This window comes from Streptomyces sp. NPDC127129 (assembly GCF_042671585.1).
GTDB lineage: Bacteria > Actinomycetota > Actinomycetes > Streptomycetales > Streptomycetaceae > Streptomyces.
Map to the genome: position 1 here is coordinate 39,399 of NZ_JBHXTV010000022.1, position 20,830 is coordinate 60,228.

Sequence of the window (20,830 nt, forward strand, 5' to 3'; positions counted from 1 at the left end):
GACGGGCAGGAGGAGACCCATGGCCATCGCCACCGTGAATCCCGCCACGGGCGAGACACTGCGCACCTACGACGCGCACGGGCACGACGAGGTCGAGCGGCGGATCGACGCCGCGCACGAGACCTTCCGGCAGTACCGCACCACCTCCTTCTCCGAACGCGCCCGTCTCATGCGCCGGGCCGCCGACCTCCTCGACGAGGACGCCGAGGACGTCGCCCGCACGATGACCACCGAGATGGGCAAGACGATCACGTCCGCGCGCGCCGAGGCCGCCAAGTGCGCCAAGGCCATGCGCTGGTACGCCGACCACGCCGAGGCGCTGCTCGCCGACGAGCACCCCGCCCCGGGAGACGTCCGGGACTCGGGCGCCGACACCGCTCGGGTCCACTACCGCCCCCTCGGCACGGTCCTCGCGGTGATGCCCTGGAACTTCCCCCTCTGGCAGGTCATCCGGTTCGCCGCGCCCGCTCTCATGGCGGGCAACACCGGTCTTCTGAAGCACGCCTCCAACGTGCCCAGGACAGCCCTCTACCTCGGTGACCTCTTCCGCCGTGCCGGCTTCCCCGAGGGCTGTTTCCAGACCCTCCTCATCGGCTCCGGCGCCGTCGAGTCCGTCCTGCGCGACCGCCGGGTCGTCGCCGCCACCCTCACCGGCAGCGAGCCCGCGGGGCGTTCGGTCGCCGCGATCGCGGGCGACGAGGTCAAGAAGACGGTCCTGGAACTGGGCGGAAGCGACCCGTACATCGTGATGCCCTCGGCGGACGTGCCGCGCGCCGTCAAGACCGCCGTCACCGCCCGCGTCCAGAACAACGGGCAGTCCTGCATCGCGGCCAAGCGCTTCATCGTCCACGGCGACGTCTACGACGACTTCGCCGAACGCTTCACGGCCGCCATGACCGCGCTGACCGTCGGCGACCCCCTCGACGAGTCGACCGACGTCGGCCCGATCGCCACCGAGCAGGGCCGCGCCGACCTGGAGGAGCTCGTCGACGACGCCGTACGGAAGGGTGCCACGGTCCTCTGTGGCGGCTCGCGTCCCGAGGAGTTCCCGCGCGGCTGGTTCTACCGGCCGACCGTGCTGACCGGCATCACCCCCGAGATGCGCATCCACCAGGAGGAGGCCTTCGGCCCGGTCGCCACGCTCTACCCGGTGAGTGACATCGAAGAGGCCGTGGCCGTCGCCAACGACTCGCCGTTCGGGCTCAGTTCGAACGTGTGGACCCGGAACGACGAGGACATCGCCTTCTTCGTGCGGGACCTGGAGGCGGGTGGCGTCTTCGTCAACGGAATGACGGCTTCCCACCCCGCGCTCCCGTTCGGCGGTGTGAAGCGCTCCGGCTACGGCCGCGAGCTCTCCGGCCACGGCATCCGCGAGTTCTGCAACGCGACCACGGTCTGGCAGCGCTCCTGACCGTCTCCCACCATCTCCCGATGCCCCGCGGGGCATCGGGAGACGGCGGTCCACCCGGCGGTCCACCGGTCCCGCGTCCACGAGGCGTCCACCGGTCCACCGGTCCCGCGTCCACGAGGCGTCCACCGGTCCACCAGTCCACCGGTCCCGCGCCCCACGCAGGGTCTACCGGTCCCGCGTCCACTCCAACAGCCGCTCCGCGGACCAGGTGTTGATCACACGCTCCGCCGGAACCCCGCACTCCTCCGCCCGCGCGCACCCGAAGATCTGCCACTCCAGCTGACCCGGGGCGTGCGCGTCCGTGTCCACCGCGAACCAGACGCCCGCCGCCACCGCCTGCCGCAGCAGCCGGCGCGGCGGATCGAGCCGCTCCGGGCGGCTGTTGATCTCCACCGCCGTCCCCGACTCGGCACAGGCCGCGAAGACCCGCTCCGCGTCGAACACCGACTCCGGCCGCAGCCGCCCCCCGCTGACCAGCCGCCCGGTGCAGTGTCCGAGGACGTCCATCAGCGGATTGCGTACCGCCTTCTCCATCCGCCGGGTCATCGCCGGGGCGTCCATCCGCAGCTTGGAGTGCACCGAGCCGACCACCACGTCCAGCCGGTCGAGCAGCTCCGGCTCCTGGTCCAGCGAACCGTCCTCCAGGATGTCGCACTCGATCCCGGTCAGCAGCCGGAACGGCGCCCACTCCCCGTTCAGCCGCTCCACCACGTCCAGTTGCTCGCGCAGCCGCTCGGGGGAGAGGCCGCGGGCCACCTTCAGGCTGGGGGAGTGGTCGGTCAGGACCGCCCACTCGTGACCGATCCGCGCCGCCGTACGGCCCATGTCCTCGATCGGGCTGCCCCCGTCCGACCACTCCGAGTGCAGATGACAGTCGCCCCGCAGCGCGGCCCTGAGGTTCTCGCCACCGACGGCCTCCGGCACGGGGATCTCGGCCTCCAGCCGCTCCAGATACTCCGGAATGCGCCCGTCCAGAGCCTCCCGGACCACCGCCGCCGTCTTGGGCCCGATGCCCTTGACCGACTCCAGCGTCCCGGCCGCGGCGCGCTGCCGCGCCTCGCCGTCCCCCATGGCCGCGACGGCGGCGGACGCGGTACGGAACGCCCGTACGCGATACGTGGGCGCCTGCGAGCGCTCCAGCAGGAAGGCGATCCGGTCCAGCGCCGCCACCGGGTCCATAGAAGCTCCTCACTCACCCTCGGGCGGACGGCCCGGGCGCGACCTCCGCGTGCACCGGGCCGATCTCGCACCACACCGCCTTGCCCTCGCCGCGCGGCTCCACGCCCCACCGCGACGCGAGCGCGTCGAGCAGCATCAGTCCACGCCCCGAGGTCGCCGCCTCGCCCGGCGTACGCCTGCGGGGCCAGGCGCTCGACCGGTCCTGCACCGACAGCCGTACCCGACGGACCGGTTCCGGCAGCACCTCCAGCGTGAGCACCGCGCCACCCTCGGTGTGCAGCAGCACGTTCACGAGCAGCTCGCCCGTCAACAGCTCTGCGTCGTCGGCCATTTCGGCCATGTTCCAGTCCCGCAGCGCCTGTCCCACCGCCGCCCGCGCGTCCGAGAGGCCCTGCGGATCCGCCTGGTGGATGTACTGGTGGATGCGGGGCGCACGAGGCGTTCCGGGGTCCGGACTGCGCCGCAGCACGAGCAGCGCCACATCGTCGCCCGCGCCCCACCGTTCCCACAGCTGCTCCGACAGATGGTCGGCGAGCGCCTCCGCCTGCGGCGGTCCGCTGCTCATCGCCGACGACAGCGCCTCGAGGCCGGACTGGATGTCCGAGCCCGGCTGTTCGACGAGACCGTCCGTGCACAGCACGAGCGTCTCGCCCGGTACGAGGTCGAGCCGGGTCTCCGGGAACTCCTCCTCCCCGAACACGGTCGCCAGGCCCAGCGGCAGCCCGCCCCGGAGCTTCGGCTGCCCGACCCGGCCGTCCGTGTGCCGGATCAGCGGCCCCAGGTGGCCGGCGCGCACCGCGCGCACGGTCCCGGTACCCAGGTCGACCTGGGCGTAGGTGCAGGTCGCGAACCGGTTGGTGTCCAGCTCGGCGAGGAAGCGGGAGGCCCGCGCCAGTACGGTCGAGGGCGCGTGGCCCTCGCCGGCGTACGCCCTCAACGCGATGCGCAACTGGCCCATGATCGCGGCCGCGTGCGTGTCGTGGCCCTGGACGTCCCCGACGACGATCCCGACCCGGCTCCGGGGCAGTGCGATCACGTCGTACCAGTCACCGCCGACCTGCCGTCCGCTCCAGGCCGCGTGGTAGCGGACCGCGATCTCGCCCCCGGAGATGGCCGGGATGCGGCGCGGCAGCATCGTCTCCTGCAGTCCGGTCGCCAGCTCCCGCTCCTCGTCGAAGAGAATGGCGCGCTGCAGGGACTGCGCGACGATCGCGGCGAGCCCGAGCAGCAGATTGCGTTCGTCCGCGTTGAACGCCGAGCGGCGGCGGTAGAACAGCGCCATCCCGCCGAGCGACCGCGCCTGCGCGACGAGCGGCAGATAGCAGGCGGACTTGAACGGCAGCCGTTCGACGTACGGCGCGAGTACGGGGAAGTCGCGCCCGATGGTGGGGAACGAGGGCACGAACCGCGGCCGTCCGCTCAGCACCGTCTCGGCGAGCGGCAGTCCCCGGTCGAGACGGCGCGAACGGAAGTCGTTGAGCGCGTCCAGGGACTCGCCGCTGAGCGCGATGATGTTGAGCGAGCCGTTCTCCACCAGGCCGAGTGCGAGTCCGTCCGCGCCGAGGCGGGCCAGCCCGGCGGGCCCCGTCATGGCCGCCGTCACGTCGTCCACCGTCACGGCCCGGGAGAGCGCGTGCGTGGTCCGCTCGACGATGCTCGTCTGGACCTCGCGGCGCTTCTCCAGGTCGAGGACGAACTCGGAGTGCGCGACCTCGGTGGTGGTGTCCCGGACGATCCCCACGATGCGGTGCGCCATGCCGTCGGGCGTCCGGAGGATCCGCGCCTGCACATGCGTCCACTGGGGTGCACCGTCCTCGTCCTCGGTCTGGAAGTGCGCGGAGTACGAGGTCTCGCCACTGGTGATCGCATGGCGGATCACCTGGCCGAGCCGGGTCCGCTCCTCCTCGTCGAGGCGCTGGATGAGTGTGGCCGGGCGCCCGTCGAACCCGCCCGATTCCAGCCCGAAGACCAGCAGCCCGGCCTCGTCGACGTCGATGGTGCCCGTGTCGAGATCCCAGTCGAAGCTGCCGGTCCGGTTCATGGCGAGCCGCTCGGTGGGCCCGATCTCGCCGCTGTGCGTGCTCCGGTCGTCATCGGTCATCCCCACCATTGTCGAACCCGCACCCCTCCGACGCCATGGCGGCGACACACCGCGTGCCGGAGTTGTGACCGAGCGGGGGAGAATGGGCCGGTGATCATCCCGTACCGCGTCCTCGGCCCGAGCCGGGCCCTGCTGCCCGACGGCCGGGAGGCCCCGCTCGGCGGCGCCCGGCTGAGGGCCTTGCTCGCGGCGCTGGCCGGTGCCGGCGGGCGTGGCGTCCGGACGGGTGAGCTGATCGAGGTGATCTGGGAGGACAGCCCGCCGGGCGACGGCACCGAGGCGCTCCAGGCGCTGGTCGGGCGGCTGCGCCGGGCGCTGGGGCGGGAGGCCGTGGTCTCGATCGCCGGCGCCTACCGGATCGCGGCGGAGCCCGAGGACGTGGACCTGTACGTGTTCGAGCGGTTGGCCGCCGAGGGGGCCGCGGCGCTGGCCGCCGGAGAGGCGGAACGGGCGGCGCGGCTGCTCGACGACGCACTCGGACTGTGGAACGGGCCCGCGCTCGCCGATCTGCCGGGCCGGGACGGCGATGCCCTGGTCGTACGGGTGGAACAGCGCCACGCGCAGGCCCGCCGGGACCGGCTCGCCGCGGCCGTGGCCCTGGGCGAGGCGGACACGGCTCTCCCGTCACTGGAGGCCCTGGCCGCCGAGCACCCCATGGACGAGCCCCTCCAGGCGCTCCGTATCCGCGCACTGCGGGCCGCGGGCCGCGCGGCCGAGGCGCTGGAGGCCTACGAGAGGGTACGCACCCTCCTCGCCGACCGCCTGGGAGCGGACCCCGGGAGTGAACTACGTGCGTTGCACGCGGAGTTGCTCGCGGGCGAAGAGCCCGCGGGGCGCCCTCCGGCGCTCCCGGCCCGGCTGACCTCCTTCGTCGGGCGCGGTGGAGAACTCGAATCCCTGGTGGCCGAGTTGGGCGAGCGCAGGCTCGTCACCCTGCTCGGGCCCGGCGGGGTGGGCAAGACACGGCTGGCCCTGGAGGCCGCCGGAGGCGTGGCCGAGCGCGAGCCGGACGGGGTACGCGTCGCCGAACTGGCCGCCGTGCGCGAGGAGTCCGACGTCGCCGACACCGTCCTCACGGCGCTGGGCGGCCGCGAGACACAGCTGTGGGGCGGTGCCGCCCGTGACACGCTCACCCGGATCGTGGAGTACTGCGCGCCGCGACGCCTGCTGCTGCTCCTGGACAACTGCGAGCACGTGGTGGGTGCGGCGGCGCGGCTGGTGGAGCACGTGCTCGCGCGCTGCCCGGGGGTGACGGTTCTGGCGACGAGCCGCGAACCACTGGGCGTACCGGGAGAGTTCGTGCGAGCGGTGGAGCCGCTGCCGCAGGACACGGCGCTCCGGCTCCTCGCCGACCGGGGTGCGGCCGCCCGCCCGGGCTTCGCACCGGCCGACGACCCCGAGGCGTGTGCCGAGATCTGCCGGCGCCTGGACGGGCTCCCGCTCGCGATCGAACTGGCGGCGGCCCGGCTCCGGCTGCTGTCCCCGCGCCAGATCGCCGACCGTCTCGACGACCGCTTCCGGCTCCTGACCTCCGGGGCCCGGACCGTCCTGCCCCGGCAGCAGACGCTCCGGGCGGTCGTCGACTGGTCCTGGGACCTCCTGACAGCACCCGAACGCGCCGTGCTGCGCCGTATGTCGGTCTTCGCGGACGGCTGCGACCTGCAGGCGGCAGAGGCGATCTGCCCGACGACGTACGAGGGTGCTGCCCCCGCGACCCCGAGAGGCGTCGGCCGGACCCCCGGGCAGGGCGGCCCGTGGGCCGGCGACGGGGGCGGCCCGGGCGTCGGGCCACGTGAGGAACCGGGTGTGCCGGGCGCCGGCGCCCGCCCGGGCCGCGGAACGCCCGGTGCCAGTTCCGGGGCGGGTCCACGCGTGTCGGCTCCCGGCACCCCCGTGCGGGCCGAGGCGTCGTGCGACGACGTTCTCGAACTGCTCGGCTCGCTCGTCGACAAGTCGCTCGTCGTCGCCGCGCCCGCCGATGACGGGGCCATGCGCTACCGGCTCCTGGAGACGGTCGCCGAGTACGCCGGCGAGCGGCTCGACGAGGCCGGGGACCGGGCGGACGCCGAGTACCGGCACCTCGTCCACTACCGGGAGCTCGCCCGCACCGGGGACCCCGCCCTCCGGGGGCCCGGGCAGGACCTCTGGCTCCGCCGGTTCGAGCGCGAGTACGACAACCTGACCGCCGCCCTGCGGACCGCCGTCGACCACGGCGACGAGGAGGAGGCGCTCTGCCTCGTCCACTCCATGAGCTGGTTCTGGCAGCTCCGCGCCCGGCAGGCCGACGCCCGCGCCTGGGCCCTCGCCGCGGCCGCCCTCGGACCCGACCCCTTCGCCCCGCCCGTACGCCCCGCCGTGCCCCTCGCCGACCGCTGCACCGACACGCCGCCGCCGTGGTCCGAGGAGCAGCTGTGGGAGGCACGACGAGGATGCCGGCTGCTCGTGCTCGCCTCCGAAGGCGGCGAAGGCGCCACCGCCCTCCAGCGGCCCGGGATCCGCGCCCGTCTCGACGCCGTCGTCTCCGCCTACCGCCCCGGCCTCCGGCAGAACTGCCGGCAGCCGGGGACCATGTGGTTCTTCGCCCGTCTGATGACCGGCGAGTTCCGCAGCTTCGACGAGACGCTCGGCGCGCTTCTCGACGCCTGCCGCGCCGAGGGCCTCGACTGGGATCTCGCCTTCGCCCACCTCGTACGGGCGAAACTCCTCGCCGGCCGCCCCGACGACGCCGAGGAGGCGCTCACCCGCTTCGAACGGCTCCAGGACGCCTGGGGCATCGCCGAATCCCTCTCCGCGCGCGGCGAGGCGTACGAGCGGGCGGGCCGGCTCGCCGAGGCCGCCGCCGACTTCGAGCGGGCCTCCCACGCGACCGCCGGCCTCGGCGCCCGTTCCCAGCTCCCCGCCTTCAAGGCCCGGCTCGCCGCCGTACGCCTGAGGATCCCCGCCGATCCCGCCGTGCGGTCCGCGGCCGAACAGCTCCTCGTCGAAGCCGCCGAGGAGGCTTCGAAGGAGCCCGGCGGAGAACCGGTCAGCACGGCGCGCCTGCTCCTCGCCCAGCACTACGGACACACCGGGCGCACCGCCCTCGCCCGCGAGCAACTCGACCGCATCGAGGAGGAGTTCAGTGGTGACACGCCCGACCTCTTCATCGGGCTCACCGGGGGACTGCGCGGCTGGGTCGCGTGTCTGGAAGGCGCGTACGACGAGGCCGCGGCGCGGCTGGCCCGTTCGGTACGGGACGTGGAGAGCCTCGCCTACCTGGTGGCCCCCTACCTCGTGGTCGGCCAGTTCGCGACGGCCGCGTGGGCCAAGGCCGGACTCGGCACGCCGGGCGACGCCGAGGACGGCGCCCGCCTCCTGGGCGCGTACGACGCCCATGGCGCGGATCCCGGCGGCGGAGGTTTCCGCCCTCTCACCCAGCAGACCGAGTCGTCGGTACGGGAACGCGCGGAGGAAGCCCTGCGCACGGTGCTGGACCGGGAGACGTACGAGCGGCGGTACGCGGAAGGCGGCGGCCTCTCCGTGGAGGAGGCCGCCGCCCTCGTCTGAGCCCGAGGGCGAGGCCGAGATCGAGCCCGCCGCCGCGCCGGGCCCGACCGCCTGCGAGGCTCAGGCGCCCGCCGCCTCCAGGCGCTCCCGTGCCTCGGCCAGGTCCTCGGACGTCGGCGCGTCGTCCTGGGTGAGCCGGTGGCGCCAGTACCCGGTGAAGTCCACGGCGCGCTTGTCGTACCCGCGCTCCTCGGCCAGGTGGCGCACCGCCCGTACGGTCCCCGCCTCGCCCGCCAGCCAGACGTACGGGGTGCCTGAGGGCAGCGAGGCTCCGCGCACCGCTTCGACCACCGCGCCGGCCGCCGAGCCCTCGCCGTGCAGCCACCGCACGCTCAGCTCGCCGGCCGTCACCAGGATCTGCTCCTCGGCGGCGTCGGCGACCTGGACGAACGCCACGGCCCGGTGCCCGGGCGGGAGGGCCTCGGCGATCGTGGCCAGGGCGGGGAGCGAGCAGGCGTCGGCGACGAGCAGCGTCCAGTCCGACGAACCGAGGGCGATCGGTGTGGCGAAGTACGCCGACGGTCCGAACATCCCGAGCGTGTCGCCGGGCCCGGCTTCGCGCGCCCAGCGTGTCGCGGGGCCCTGGTGCGCGGTCCCGGCCTCGCCGTGCAGGTGGAAGTCGATGTCCACGGTCCCGGCGACCGGGTCGTGGGCGCGGATCGTGTAGCTGCGCATCCAGGGGCGCTCGGCCTCCGGGATCGCTCCGTACGCCGCGTACCAGCGCATGATGTCGCCGTCCGGGTCGGGGGCGGGCAGCACGGGCTCGGACTGGCCGGGGCGCGGGAAGTACAGCTTCACCTGCTGGTCGGGACCGGCGAGGGTGAGACCGGCGAGGGACTCGCCACCGAAGGTGACCCTGAGCAGGCGCGGGGTGACGGAACGGACGGCGAGGACCTGGACACGCCGCAGGGGGAGGGGCGCGGGCCGGGGCCGGGACCGGGCAGGGGACATGAGGGCTCCTGTTCGTCGGCGTGGGTACGGGGATGCCGGGCCACCACCCTCCCGGCCCCCGCCGACACGCCGCCGACGCCCACCCGACACGGCGACCCGTGCCGACGGCGCCAGGGCACGGCGGCCCGGCCCGGATGCGGTCCCGGGACCCGGACACGAGAATGGCCGGTACCGGAAGAAGTCCTAGGAGGCGGCATGAACGCTGAGTCCGACAAGACATCCCTGGGGGACAGCCCGACGCCCGACCGCCTCTTGCATGCCGGGTCGGAGGGCGAATACACGGCGGAGGACCTCGTCCTCGCCTCAGGTCGTGACGTGAATCCGAAGAGCATCGCGTGGGCGGAGCGCCGCATGGCGGAGAAGGGACGCGCCTCCCTGGACGAGCTCCTGCCCTGACCCACGCCCCGAAGAATCCCCGACCGCCTCGGTCCGGCCTCATCCCCCACCGGCCCGAGGCGGTACGCGGCCCTCCGCTCCTACGGTTCCGCCCTGCCACCGTTCCGCCCCACCACTGTCCCGCCCCGCCGCCGTCCCGGACGGTCGTGGGGCTTCCCCATTTGTGGAACACGTTCTACCGTGGCCGCCGTCGCGCGCACGGTACCCAGGACGCCGCCACGGGAGGCCCCATGCACCTCGAGTACACGCCCGCCCAGCACCGCCTGCGCGAGGAGCTGCGTGCGTACTTCGCCGAGCTCGTGCCGGAGGACGTCCACGCGCGCTATGCCGACCCCGCGGCACAGAAGCGGTTCTACCGCGAGACCGTGCGCAGGCTCGGCACCGACGGCTGGCTCGGCGTCGGGTGGCCCGTCGAGTACGGGGGGCGCGGGCTGAGCCCCATGGAGCAGTTCATCTTCTTCGACGAGGCCGCGCAGGCCGGTGTCCCGCTGCCGCTCATGGCCCTGAACACCGTCGGCCCGACGATCATGCAGTTCGGCAGCGACGAACAGAAGGCGTACTTCCTGCCGAAGATCCTCTCCGGCGAGATCGACTTCGCCATCGGCTACAGCGAGCCGGACGCCGGCACGGACCTCGCCGCGCTCAAGACGCGGGCGGTCAGGGAGGGTGACGAGTACGTCGTCAACGGGCAGAAGATCTGGACGACGAACGGCGACACCGCGGACTGGGTCTGGCTCGCCGTCCGCACCGACCCCGACGCTCCCGCCCACAAGGGCATCACGATGCTCCTCGTGCCGACGAGCGACCCCGGCTACTCCTGCACCCTCATCAACACCCTCGCCTCGCACGACACCACGGCCAGCTACTACGAGAACATCCGCGTGCCGGTCTCCCGGCGCGTCGGCGAGGAGAACAAGGGCTGGCGGCTCATCACCAACCAGCTCAACCACGAGCGCGTGACCCTCGCCGCCCACGGCACGATGGCGATCCGCGCCCTCCACGACGTCCAGCGCTGGGCCGCCGACACCAAGCTCGCCGACGGCCGACGGGTCATCGACCTCGGCTGGGTCCGCCGGAGCCTCGCCCGCACACACGCGCGCCTCGACGCGATGAAGCTCCTCAACTGGCAGATGGTGAACGCCGTCCAGCAGGGCACCCTCACCCCTCAGGACGCCTCCGCCGTCAAGGTCTACGGTTCCGAGGCCCGCCGCGACGCCTACGCCTGGCTCATGGAGGTCGTGGGCTCCGCCGGAGCCCTGAAGGAGGGCTCGGCGGGCACGGTCCTCCACGGCGAACTCGAACGCGGCTACCGCTCGGCCGTCATCTTCACCTTCGGCGGCGGCAACAACGAGATCCAGCGCGAGATCATCTCCTGGATAGGCCTCGGCATGCCCCGCGTCCGCCGCTGAGCCCGTCCGGCGCCGAGTGCCGTGCACCAGGTCCGGGCGGGCGCCCGGCGCTCGGCGGGCTCAGCGCTCGGCGGGTACGGCGTCCCGGGCGGTCCGGGCGGCCCGTTCCTCCGCGCCCGCCAGCAGGAAGAGGACGGGTGGCAGGCCGAGTTCGATCACCGTCAGGGCGATCTGGAAACCGTGCGGCCGGCCGTGGACGGCGAGCGAGAGCAGCCGGCCCACGCCGCCCAGCAGGAAGACGGCGGTCAGCCACCGAACCGCCCGGGCCGGGACGGGGCGCTGCCGTGCGGCCCACAGCCAGGCCAGTCCGTAGCCGACGAAGGCCGACCCCATGAACCGGCCCCAGCTGTCCACCGTCGCACCGGCGGCGCCGATTCCCGGGGTCGCCGCGTTGCCGAGTGCCACATGGAACAGGCCGATCGCGACGCAGGCCCAACCCATCACGTGCGCAAGTGCCCGCAGAACCCTGGCCATGGTCCCCCCAAGCCGCCGAGGCGGCGCCTAGTTGACGTGTGTCTACTACAGTGGAGCGCTAGTAGACACATGTCAACTAGAATCCGTTCGTGACCCCTCGCAAGCGACTCACCCCCGCCGACCGCCGCGCCCAGCTCCTCGCCGTCGGCGCACGGCTCTTCGCCGCGCATCCGTACGCCGACGTGCTGATGGAAGAGGTCGCCGAAGAGGCGGGCGTCTCACGGGCGCTGCTCTACCGTCACTTCCCCGGCAAGCAGGACCTGTTCGCGGCTGTCTACCAGCAGGCGGCGGACCAACTGCTCGCCCGGACGCGGTTCGACCCCGCCGACTCCCTGGTGGAGCAGCTCATCCAGGGGATGGACGTCCATCTCGACTACTTCGTGGCGAACCGCAACGCCGTCCTCGCCGCGAACCGGGTCCTCGCGGGCGACCCGGTGATCCAGACGATCATGACGAACGAGCTGGACGCGCTCCGCGCGCGGCTGCTGGCCGTTCTCCCCCTCGCGGACGACGGCGCCCGCGAGGCCCTGTCCGGCGTCCTGAAGAGCTGGCTCGTCTTCGTCCAGGTCCTCTGCGTCGACTGGCTCACCCACGAGACCTGCACCCGCACCCAGGTGCGTGACGTGTGCATCGGAGCCGTCCTCGGTGCTCTGCGGCCGTTGCTCGCCGCGGACCCCGCGCCCGACTGGCCCCGCCAAGCGCCCGGCGCGCGGACCTAGAGCCGCCGCGCCGCCGCGCCGCGGAGCGGCCGTGCGGCCGGAAGCGCGGTGCTTTTCGGATGAAAGCTGGGCGCGGGTCGCGTAGGGGCGGTGGTGGGGCGGGTAGACCGGTACTCCGAGTGCCCCCGTCCCCCACCGAGAAGAGCCCCTACGTGCCGGTCGACGCCCCCCTCCCCGCGGATCTGCGGCAATGGGTCACGCGCCGGTTGCCCGGGCTCACCCAGGTCCTGGACGTCTCCTGGTCCCGCGGGGACTCCCAGGTCTGGCGCGTGGACTCCGGGACCGAGGCGGCGTTCGTGAAGCTGAGCCCGAACCCGGAGAACTTCGCGCGCGAGGTGCGCGGCTACGACCATGCGGCACGCTCGCTCGCCGACGGGGAGGCCCCTCGGCTCCTGGCCTGCGATCCGGATCTGCGGGCCATCCTGAGTTCGCCGCTCCCCGGACGGGTCGTCCGGGGCCTCCCGCTCACGGCCGGGGAGGAGACCCGCGTCCACGAACTCGCCGGCCGGCTGCTCCGACGGTGGCACGATCACCCGGTGCCGAGGACGGGCCGGGAACGTGCGGAGATCCGGGCCGCGGTGGCCCGGCAGGCGGACGAGGCCGCGGCCTGTCTGGAGCGCACCGCCGACCGGCTCACCGACGCCCAGCGCGCCCTCGTCCAGCGGGTCTGCGACGAGCTGCCCCGGCTGGCCGAGGACCTCCCGATCGTCTTCCGGCACGGCGACTACTCGACCCGCAACTGGCTCTGGGACGCCCGGCGCGGCACCCACAGCCTGATCGACTTCGAGAAGTCCGACCACGGCATCGCCGTCGAGGACCTCGTGTGGCTGTGCTGCGCGGCCTGGCCCCCGCGCCCGGAGCTCGCGCCGGCGTTCCTCGGTGGATACGGCCGGGGGCTCTCCGACACCGAGCGGCGGGCCCTGCCCCTCTTCACCGCGCGTCTGGGCGTCTCCTACCTCGACACGGGCATCGCCCGGCGGGATCCCAAGCTCGCCGACCGCGGCCGGACCATCCTCACCCGCATGGTCCAGGCCACCGCCTGACCACCGGCCTCAGGGCCGTACCCCGTCCACGCCGATGCGCAGATGGCGCGGGCCGCGCAGCACCGCGTTGTGACGGTACGGCGGCGGGTCCTCCAGGAGCCGTGGGCCGACGAGTCGGCGGGCCAGCGTGGAGAGCGCGATCTGGGCCTCCAGCCGGGCCAGCGGCGCGCCGAAGCAGGAGTGGATGCCGCTGCCCAGGCCGAGATGCTGGATGTCCTCGCGGTCCGGGTCGAAGCGGTCGGGGTCCGCGAAGCGCTCGGGATCCCTGTTGCCCGAGGCGAGTACGAGCCAGATCGTCGAGCCCTTCGGAATCGTCACCCCGCGCACCTCGATGTCCGTGAGGCACGTGCGCTGCGGCACGAGCTGCACGGGAGGCTCGTACCGCAGCAGCTCCTCCACGATGTTGACGGCAAGGCCCGGGTCGTCGCGCAGCCTGTCCAGGACGTCCGGGTGACGGAGCAGGGTGAGCATGCCGTTGGTGATGAGGTTGACCGTCGTCTCGTGACCCGCGATCAGCAGGAGGACCGAGGTGCTGAGCACCTCCATCGTCGTCATGGGCCCGTCCTCGCCCTGACTCGTCACCAGCGCGGACAGCATGTCGTCACGGGGCTCCCTGCCGCGCTGCTCGACCAGCCCGGCCAGGTACATGCCCAACTGGAGGCGGGCGTCGCGCGCGTCCCGCCGCCGCGCGTCGACGTCACCGCCGTCGTCCGGGTCCAGACCGGCCACGATCGGGTCGACCCAGGAGCGGAAGCGCGGCTCGTCCTCGCGCGGCACCCCGAGCAGCCGGCAGATGACGGTCACGGGGAACGGGTACGCGAACTGGTCGACCAGGTCGATCTCCGTGGCATCCCCCAGACCGTCGAGCAGCCCGGCGACGATCTCGGCCAGTTCGTCGCGCATGGAGTCGATCCGGTGGGGGCTGTGCGGGGGACCGAAGGGGCGGTTGGCCATGCGGCGCAGCCGGTCGTGCTCGGGCGGATCGAGCCGGATGAAGCTCGGCGGCAGTCCCGACTCCTCCGCGCCGCCCATGTCCGCGGCGCGTCCGCCGGCGCCCGGCGTGGCGAGGTTGGCGGCCTCCGAGCTGATGCGCGGGTCGTGGAGCAGGCCGAGGATGTCGTGGTACGCACTGATGACGAACGGGCCGCCCGCCTCCTCCTGGAGCACGGGTGTCTCGCGGAGCTTCTCGTACAGCGGGTAGGGGTTGGCGCGGTTGGCGTAGTCGGTGATCTGGTGCAGGAGCGGGACGGTGTCGGTCATGAGGTGTCCTTGGGGCGTGGTCCGTCAGCGGTGGGCCGGTGTGAAGACCAGCTGTTGGTCGGTCGGCGAGTAACCGCTGAGGGTCACCGTCGGGCCGTGCGTCGGCAGGGACGGGTCGGGGAAGTCGGCCGGGACCGGCCTGCGGCCCTCGGGCCGCCGGTCCACCGTCGGGAACTCCACGGGGAACGGCGCGCCCGTCTCGATCAGCCGCCGATAGAAGTCCAGCCACCGTGAGTTGTCGAAGCTGACGGCCGCGACGACACGGCCCTGATGGCCGTACACGCCGATGAAGCGCCGCTCGGCCGGCGTGCCCTGCGTGATCATGATCTCGTCGCCCATCGGGGGCACGCCGACGGACTTGATGTTCACGCCGAACTGGGAGGACCAGAAGGCGGGCACTCCCATGTGGGGACGGCGCTCCGCACTGGCGTGGATCATGTTGTGCGCCGCCACCTCGGCCTGCGCCACGGCGTTGCCCCAGTGCTCCAGGGACAGGAACTGGTAGTTGAACAGGGCGTTCGGGGACCGGGCCACGTCACCGGCGGCGTAGATGTCGTCCGTGACGATGCCCCGGACGTCGAAGGCCCGGCAGCCCGCGTCGCAGGCGATACCGCGCGGGCCCGCCCCGAGGCCCGAGCCCGCAAGCCACTCGGTGTTGCGCATCGCCCCGAGGGAGACGACCACCACATCCGCCTCCACGACGCCGCCGTCCGAGAGATGGGCGGCCCGGACGCGCCCCGCCCCGTCGCCCTCCAGCGCGGTGACCGTGACACCCGTCCGCAGATCCACGCCGTTCTCGCGGTGCATGTCCGCCGCGACCGCGCCGACCACTCCGCCGAGCGCCCCCACCAGCGGAGCGCCGGCGCGCTCCGTGACGGTGACGTCGATGCCCCGGTCCCGGCACGCCGAGGCGATCTCCGAACCGGTGAACCCGGCGCCGACCACCAGGACACGGCGGGGCGAGGCCTCGAGGCGGCGGTGGAGACCGACCGCGTCGTCCCGGGTCCGCAGTGCGAAGACCCCGTCCAGCCGGGCCTCCTCCTCGTGCGGCCAGGGCCGGGCGCGTACGCCGGTCGCGATCAGCAGACGGTCGTACCCCACCGCGTCCCCGTCGGCCAGCCGCACCCGCCTGGCCGCCATGTCGAGGCCCGTCGCCGCCACCCCGAGCCGCCAGGTGGCGTCGATCTCCCGGCGCCGGGGCAGCTCGGTGCGGGCGGGCGAGGCCTTGCCCAGCAGGACGGCCTTGGAGAGCGGGGGCCGGTCGTACGGCTCGTACGGCTCGTCCCCGATCAGCGTCAGCGAGCCGGCGAAGCCCTCGGCGCGAAGCGTCTCCGCGGCCCGCAGTCCCGCCAGGGACGCCCCGACGATCACGATCCGGCCTTCGCGCCTGAGCCACGCGTGGTAGTCCTCAACCGGCATCGGACGACTCCGGCCGGGATCCGGCGGACGGCGTGGCGTTCGCCGTCGCGGTGCGTGGCGTGTCGTCCGGGCCCTCGGCCGTGATCGCCCGCACCGGGCAGGCCGCCACGGCGCGCGCCACCTTCTCCCGGTGCTCGTCCTCGGCGGCCGGGTCGTAGACGAGCGTCTCCTCACCGTGCATGGTGAACACCTCGGGCGCCAGGAAGGCGCACTGCGCGTACCCCTGGCATCTGTTGAGATCGACGACAAGCCTCATCGGCGCTCCGGTCCTCCGCGGCCAGGTCCCAGGAAGCCGGGGTTCGACGGCGGCCTCGGACAGCGGTCATCTCCCCCGGACCAGCATGAGAGCCGCAGCGGGACCGCGCGCGCCGAGGAGCGCCGAAGGAGTGGCCCCCGGACCGGCGGCCCGGACCGAGGCCTCGGTGACCCGCCGTGGGGCGGCCCGAACCGTCCACGGCAGACTGTGCAGTTCACCGCGCGAACGGAGCCCCCATGACGGACGTACCCGACCTTCCCCAGCCGGCCGAACCATCCGCCCCGGCCGCCGAACCGACCGCCGACTCGGCTGTCGCCCCGACCGCCGACCCGGCTGTCGACGGTACGCCCGTCCACCACCCGCCGTACCCGGTGCGCACGAAGCGGCTCAGCCTGCGGCCGGTGCGCATGGACGACGTCGAGGCCATCCACGCCCATCGCTCGCTGCCCGAGGTCGCCCTCTACCTGCCGCACGAGCCGCACACCCGGGAGGTGACCGCCGAGGTCGTCGAGCGTGTCATCGCGGGGGAGTCGCTCGCCAGGCCCGGCGACTGGTTCGACCTGGCGGTGGAGGACGAGTCCGGCCGGGTCGTGGGCGAGGTGCTGCTGCGCCGTGAGCCCGACGAACCGGACACCGGACAGCTGGGGTTCGCCTTCCACCCGGACGTGCACGGCACCGGCATCCCCACCGAGGCCGTCGCCGCGGCGCTCGACATCGCCTTCGACCACTTCGGCTGGCACCGCGTGATGGGGATCTGCGACATTCGCAACCGGGCCTCCGCCGCGCTCATGCGCCGCATCGGCATGCGCCACGAGTCCGTCCTCCGCGACGCCACCTTCCTCAAGGACGAATGGTGCAGCGACTCGGTGTTCGCGGCCCTCGCCCGCGAGTGGCGCAGGACCCCGGAGCGCTCCGCGGACGAGCGAGCCGTCGACACGGCGCTCACCGTCTTCCTCGCCGCCTTCACCCGCCGCTCCGGAGAGCCGGTCAGCCTCGACGCGGCCCGCGCGGTGCTCGCGCCGGAAGCCGTCATCGCGTACGTCGCGGAGGACGGGAAGGTCACCCGGATGGACGTCGACGAGTTCCTGGCACCTCGTCAGGAGTATCTGAACGGGCCTGAGCTGACCGACTTCGAGGAGTACGAGGTCCAGTACTCGACCGTCGTCGCCGGAGACCGCGCCCTGCGGACCTCGCTCTACCACAAGCGCGGCATCCGCGGCGGGGTCTCCTTCTCGGCGTGGGGGCGCAAGCACACCCAGGTGAAGCGGGTCGGCGACGAGTGGCTCATCGACTCCGTGACCTGGACCGACGACCCCGAGGTCCGCGGCTGAGACAGACCCGGCGACGCTCGGGAGGCGGGCGCGGCAGGCGCGTCCGCTGCTGCGAGAACACCGGAAACCGGAACGCCCGACTCTCCTTCGGCTCCGCCCGGGACGATCCGGCGTCCCCACCCGTAGCCTGAACGTCATGAGGCAGGACGCCGACCCCGGGCTCTTCGGTCCCGACTCCGTCACCTGGCAGCTGCACGGCGACCCGGTGATGTGGATCGCCGGGGTCCGCGCCCTGTACCTGCAGGCGCTGCACCCCGTCGCCGTACGCGGCGTCATGATCAACAGCGACTTCAGGAACGACGCCTGGGGCCGGCTGCTGCGCACGGCGGACTTCGTCGGCACGATCAGCTACGGCACCACCGACGCCGCCGAGGCGGCCGGCGCACGCGTACGGAAGATCCACCGGCTGCTCGGGGTCGACGACCCCGATCTCCTCCTCTGGGTGCACTGCGCCGAGGTCGACTCCTACCTATCGGTCGTACGCCGCTCGGGCATCCCCCTCACCGACGCCCAGGCCGACCGCTACATCGACGAACACCGCGTCTCCGCCCGGCTCGTCGGACTCGACCCGCGTACCGTCCCCGCCACCGCCGCCGAACTCGCCTCCTACTTCGAGGACGTCCGGCCGCGGCTCGCGGCGGGCGAGGACGCCCGCACGGTCGACGCCTTCCTGCGCCGTCCACCCGTCAAGCCCGCCCTCGTCCCGGCGCGCGAGATCATCTGGCGGCGCGTGGCAGCACTCGCGTACGACTCCCTGCCCCCCTACGCCCACGAGCTCTACGGCAGGGCCGCGCCGCCGGCCGACACCGTCACGTACCGGCTCACCGCCGCGGCCAACCTGCTGCGCTCCGTCCCGGCCCGGCTCCGCTGGCGGCTGCCGCCAGGTCACATCTTGAAAGCGATGGCCCGCCTGGGCCCCGAAGCACGCCCCGCGCCGTACACACTCAGGCACAAGGCGGCCATACTGGACCCGCCGGGGAGGGCGCGGAACATCAACGGGGGCGACAGCACGCGATGGCGGACACCAGGCTGATCCAGGGCCGGTACCGGCTGCACGACGTGATCGGGCGGGGCGGTATGGGCGAGGTGTGGCGTGCCACCGACGAGTCGCTCGGCCGCAGGGTCGCGGTCAAGTGCCTCAAGCCGCTGGGGCCGCAGCGGGATCCGGCCTTCATGACGGTGCTGCGCGAACGGTTCCGGCGGGAGGCCCGGGTCGCCGCCTCCCTCCAGCACCGCGGTGTCACCGTCGTCCACGACTTCGGCGAGTACGACGGGGTGCTCTTCCTCGTCATGGAACTGCTGGAGGGCCACAACCTCAGCCAGCTCCTGGAGGAGAACGAGCAGCACCCGCTGCCGGTGCACGACGTCGTGGACATCGCCGAACAGGTCGCCGAGGCCCTCGCCTACACCCATCGCCAGGGCATCGTCCACCGCGACCTCAAGCCCGCCAACATCATGCGGCTGGGCGACGGGGCGGTGAAGATCTGCGACTTCGGGATAGCGCGCCTGGGCGCCGACATCGGCTTCACCTCCAAGCTCACCGGCACGGGCATCGCCATGGGCACACCGCACTACATGTCGCCGGAGCAGATCAGCGGCGGCGACATCGACCACCGCAGCGACCTGTACTCGCTCGGGTGCGTGCTGTACGAGATCGCCACCGGCGCCCCGCCCTTCGACCTTGAGGACGCCTGGGCCATCCTCGTCGGTCATCGCGACACCCCGCCCGAACCGCTGCGGACGCACCGGGCGGAGCTTCCCGACTACCTGGACCGGATCGTCCTCGACCTGCTCGCGAAGACGCCGGACGGCCGGCCCACGGACGCGAGCGACCTGCGCCGCAGGATCGTCACCGCCCGTACGGGCCCGGGGCCGGGCCGGGGCCCGGGCCCGGTGCCGGAGTACGGCCCGGTGGCGGGGCACGGAGGCGCCGGTCACGCCACCGGCCCCGGGCTCGCCCCGGCGCACGGCGGGCCGCGTGAGCCGGCTTCCCGCCCGCTTCCCTCCTGGGCCAGGGGGATGACCACCGGGCACCGCGTCACCGCGGACTCCCTCGCGTCGCGCACCATGACGTTCGACCCGGCCGGCGGCCTCACGGGGGAGTGGACGACCGCCTCGCCGGTGCCGCCCCGGCGGACCGCCGAACGCCCGGCCCCGCCGCCGGAACTCCTCGCCGTGCTCGCCAGTCGGCACAAGGCGGGCCTCAGCCTCGGCCGGCTCGGCCGCTGGCACGAGGCGGAGGACGTCCACCGGTCCGTCGTCGAGGACCGTCGCCGCGCCCTCGGACCCGACCACCCCGACACGCTCACCAGCGGGTACGAACTCGGGTTCACGCTCAGCAGGCTCGCCCGCCCGGCCGACGCCCTGCGTGAGTTCGGCCGGGTGGCCGAGGCGCGCGAGCGGGTCCTAGGCGTGGACCACCCCGACACCCTGGCCGCGCGTCAGGAGACGGCGTACGTCCTGGGCCGCCTGGGACGCCATGCCGAGGCGCACGAGGTGTACGCGGGGGTGCTCGCCTCGCGTGAGCGCACCATGGGCGCGGAGCACCCCGACACCCTGCGCTGCCGCCACAACCTGGCGTTCAACCTGGGCCGGCTGGGGCGGCTCGACGAGTCGTACCGGATGGCCGCTGAGGTGGCCGGGGCGCGCGCCCGGCTGCTCGGCGACGAGCACCCCGACACGCTGGTGACGCGGTACGAAGTGGCTTACAACCTGGGCCGGTTGGGGCGCTGGTCCGAGGCGCTCACCACGTACCGAGAGGTCGCCGCGGCACGGTCCGCCGTCCTCGGTCCGGAACACCCCGACACGCTCGCCGCCCACTACGAGGTGGGCATCTGTCTGGGCCGTCTCGGACGGAGCGCCGAGGCGCTGGACGTCTACCGCGACCTCGTCGAAGCCCGCACGCGGGCCCTCGGCCCCGACGACCCCGAGACGCTGCGCGCCCGTCACGGCCTCGGCGTCAACCTCGGCCGTCTCTCCCGGTGGGGGGAGGCCGTGGAGGAGGCCCGCGAAGTGTGGTCGATCCGCGAGCGGGTCCTCGGCGAGGACCACCCGGACACGCTCGTCAGCCGGCGCGAGATCGCCGTGGGCCTGGGCTGGCTCGCCCGCTGGGAGGACGCGCTCGCGGTCTACCGGCACGTCGCCCGGGCACGCGCGCGTGCGCTCGGCGAGGACCACCCGGACACCCTCTCCAGCCGCCACGACGAGGCCGACTGCCTCGAACGCCTCGGCCTTCACACGGAGGCCGTCGAGCTGTACCGCCGGGTCGCCGCCCCCCAGGACGCCGCCGGCTCCGCGGCCGCCCCGGAGAAGACGCCCTAGCTCCGCGCGAGGCC

General features: G+C 73.5%; 16 protein-coding genes. 9 read left to right on the top strand and 7 right to left on the bottom strand.

From position 1 onward, the window contains the following. Positions 1-19: 19 nt before the first annotated feature. Positions 20-1,411, top strand: a complete 1,392-nt coding sequence (locus tag ACFVGW_RS32525) for an NADP-dependent succinic semialdehyde dehydrogenase (protein WP_383221824.1) — start codon at positions 20-22, stop codon at positions 1,409-1,411. A 165-nt stretch (positions 1,412-1,576) separates the two neighbouring features. Here ACFVGW_RS32525 and ACFVGW_RS32530 read toward each other — a convergent pair whose 3' ends face one another. After that, entirely contained in the window at positions 1,577-2,590 is a 1,014-nt protein-coding gene (locus ACFVGW_RS32530; RefSeq protein ID WP_383221822.1) for a PHP domain-containing protein, read from the bottom strand. Between the two features lie 13 nt (positions 2,591-2,603). Next, positions 2,604-4,691 (bottom strand): SpoIIE family protein phosphatase, encoded by a 2,088-nt coding sequence (locus tag ACFVGW_RS32535; RefSeq protein ID WP_385854476.1) that lies wholly within the window; start codon positions 4,689-4,691, stop codon positions 2,604-2,606. Positions 4,692-4,787: 96 nt separating this feature from the next. Between ACFVGW_RS32535 and ACFVGW_RS32540 the strand changes: the two genes are divergently transcribed. After that, positions 4,788-8,237 (top strand): ATP-binding protein, encoded by a 3,450-nt coding sequence (locus tag ACFVGW_RS32540; protein WP_385854534.1) that lies wholly within the window; start codon positions 4,788-4,790, stop codon positions 8,235-8,237. A 60-nt stretch (positions 8,238-8,297) separates the two neighbouring features. Here ACFVGW_RS32540 and ACFVGW_RS32545 read toward each other — a convergent pair whose 3' ends face one another. After that, positions 8,298-9,188, bottom strand: a complete 891-nt coding sequence (locus ACFVGW_RS32545; RefSeq protein WP_385854477.1) for a siderophore-interacting protein — start codon at positions 9,186-9,188, stop codon at positions 8,298-8,300. Positions 9,189-9,383: 195 nt separating this feature from the next. Here ACFVGW_RS32545 and ACFVGW_RS32550 point away from each other — a divergent pair, with 195 nt between their 5' ends. Then, positions 9,384-9,584 (top strand): hypothetical protein, encoded by a 201-nt coding sequence (locus ACFVGW_RS32550; RefSeq protein WP_383221816.1) that lies wholly within the window; start codon positions 9,384-9,386, stop codon positions 9,582-9,584. A 230-nt stretch (positions 9,585-9,814) separates the two neighbouring features. Next, the gene (locus ACFVGW_RS32555; RefSeq protein ID WP_385854478.1) at positions 9,815-10,993 is read left to right on the top strand and encodes an acyl-CoA dehydrogenase family protein; all 1,179 of its coding nucleotides are present in this window, start codon (positions 9,815-9,817) and stop codon (positions 10,991-10,993) included. Positions 10,994-11,053: 60 nt separating this feature from the next. Here ACFVGW_RS32555 and ACFVGW_RS32560 read toward each other — a convergent pair whose 3' ends face one another. Next, entirely contained in the window at positions 11,054-11,467 is a 414-nt protein-coding gene (locus ACFVGW_RS32560; RefSeq protein WP_385854479.1) for a DUF4345 domain-containing protein, read from the bottom strand. Between the two features lie 89 nt (positions 11,468-11,556). Here ACFVGW_RS32560 and ACFVGW_RS32565 point away from each other — a divergent pair, with 89 nt between their 5' ends. Next, positions 11,557-12,186: a TetR/AcrR family transcriptional regulator gene (locus tag ACFVGW_RS32565; RefSeq protein WP_385854480.1), complete on the top strand. Its 630-nt coding sequence runs from the start codon at positions 11,557-11,559 to the stop codon at positions 12,184-12,186. 152 nt (positions 12,187-12,338) lie between these two features. Next, the gene (locus tag ACFVGW_RS32570) at positions 12,339-13,229 is read left to right on the top strand and encodes an aminoglycoside phosphotransferase family protein (protein WP_385854481.1); all 891 of its coding nucleotides are present in this window, start codon (positions 12,339-12,341) and stop codon (positions 13,227-13,229) included. 9 nt (positions 13,230-13,238) lie between these two features. On the opposite strand, the gene ACFVGW_RS32575 is transcribed toward ACFVGW_RS32570, so the two are convergent. The 3 genes from ACFVGW_RS32575 to ACFVGW_RS32585 are packed head-to-tail and all read right to left on the bottom strand — an operon-like array spanning position 13,239 to position 16,164. Then, entirely contained in the window at positions 13,239-14,489 is a 1,251-nt protein-coding gene (locus tag ACFVGW_RS32575; protein ID WP_385854482.1) for a cytochrome P450, read from the bottom strand. Positions 14,490-14,513: 24 nt separating this feature from the next. Continuing rightward, positions 14,514-15,908 carry an NAD(P)/FAD-dependent oxidoreductase gene (locus ACFVGW_RS32580; RefSeq protein ID WP_385854483.1) on the bottom strand — a complete coding sequence of 465 codons (1,395 nt, stop codon included), beginning with the start codon at positions 15,906-15,908 and terminating at the stop codon, positions 14,514-14,516. Continuing rightward, positions 15,898-16,164 carry a ferredoxin gene (locus ACFVGW_RS32585; RefSeq protein ID WP_385854484.1) on the bottom strand — a complete coding sequence of 89 codons (267 nt, stop codon included), beginning with the start codon at positions 16,162-16,164 and terminating at the stop codon, positions 15,898-15,900. Before ACFVGW_RS32585 ends, ACFVGW_RS32580 begins: the two co-directional genes overlap by 11 nt. 236 nt (positions 16,165-16,400) lie before the next feature. Between ACFVGW_RS32585 and ACFVGW_RS32590 the strand changes: the two genes are divergently transcribed. The 3 genes from ACFVGW_RS32590 (at position 16,401) to ACFVGW_RS32600 (ending at position 20,816) form a co-directional block, all read left to right on the top strand. Next, a complete protein-coding gene (locus ACFVGW_RS32590) occupies positions 16,401-17,495 on the top strand; it encodes a GNAT family N-acetyltransferase (protein ID WP_385854485.1) in 1,095 nt (364 codons plus the stop codon). Between the two features lie 136 nt (positions 17,496-17,631). Beyond that, positions 17,632-18,528 (top strand): oxygenase MpaB family protein, encoded by an 897-nt coding sequence (locus tag ACFVGW_RS32595; RefSeq protein ID WP_385854486.1) that lies wholly within the window; start codon positions 17,632-17,634, stop codon positions 18,526-18,528. Continuing rightward, positions 18,510-20,816 carry a tetratricopeptide repeat protein gene (locus tag ACFVGW_RS32600; RefSeq protein WP_385854487.1) on the top strand — a complete coding sequence of 769 codons (2,307 nt, stop codon included), beginning with the start codon at positions 18,510-18,512 and terminating at the stop codon, positions 20,814-20,816. The genes ACFVGW_RS32595 and ACFVGW_RS32600 overlap by 19 nt, the downstream gene beginning before the upstream one ends. Positions 20,817-20,830 lie beyond the last annotated feature (14 nt).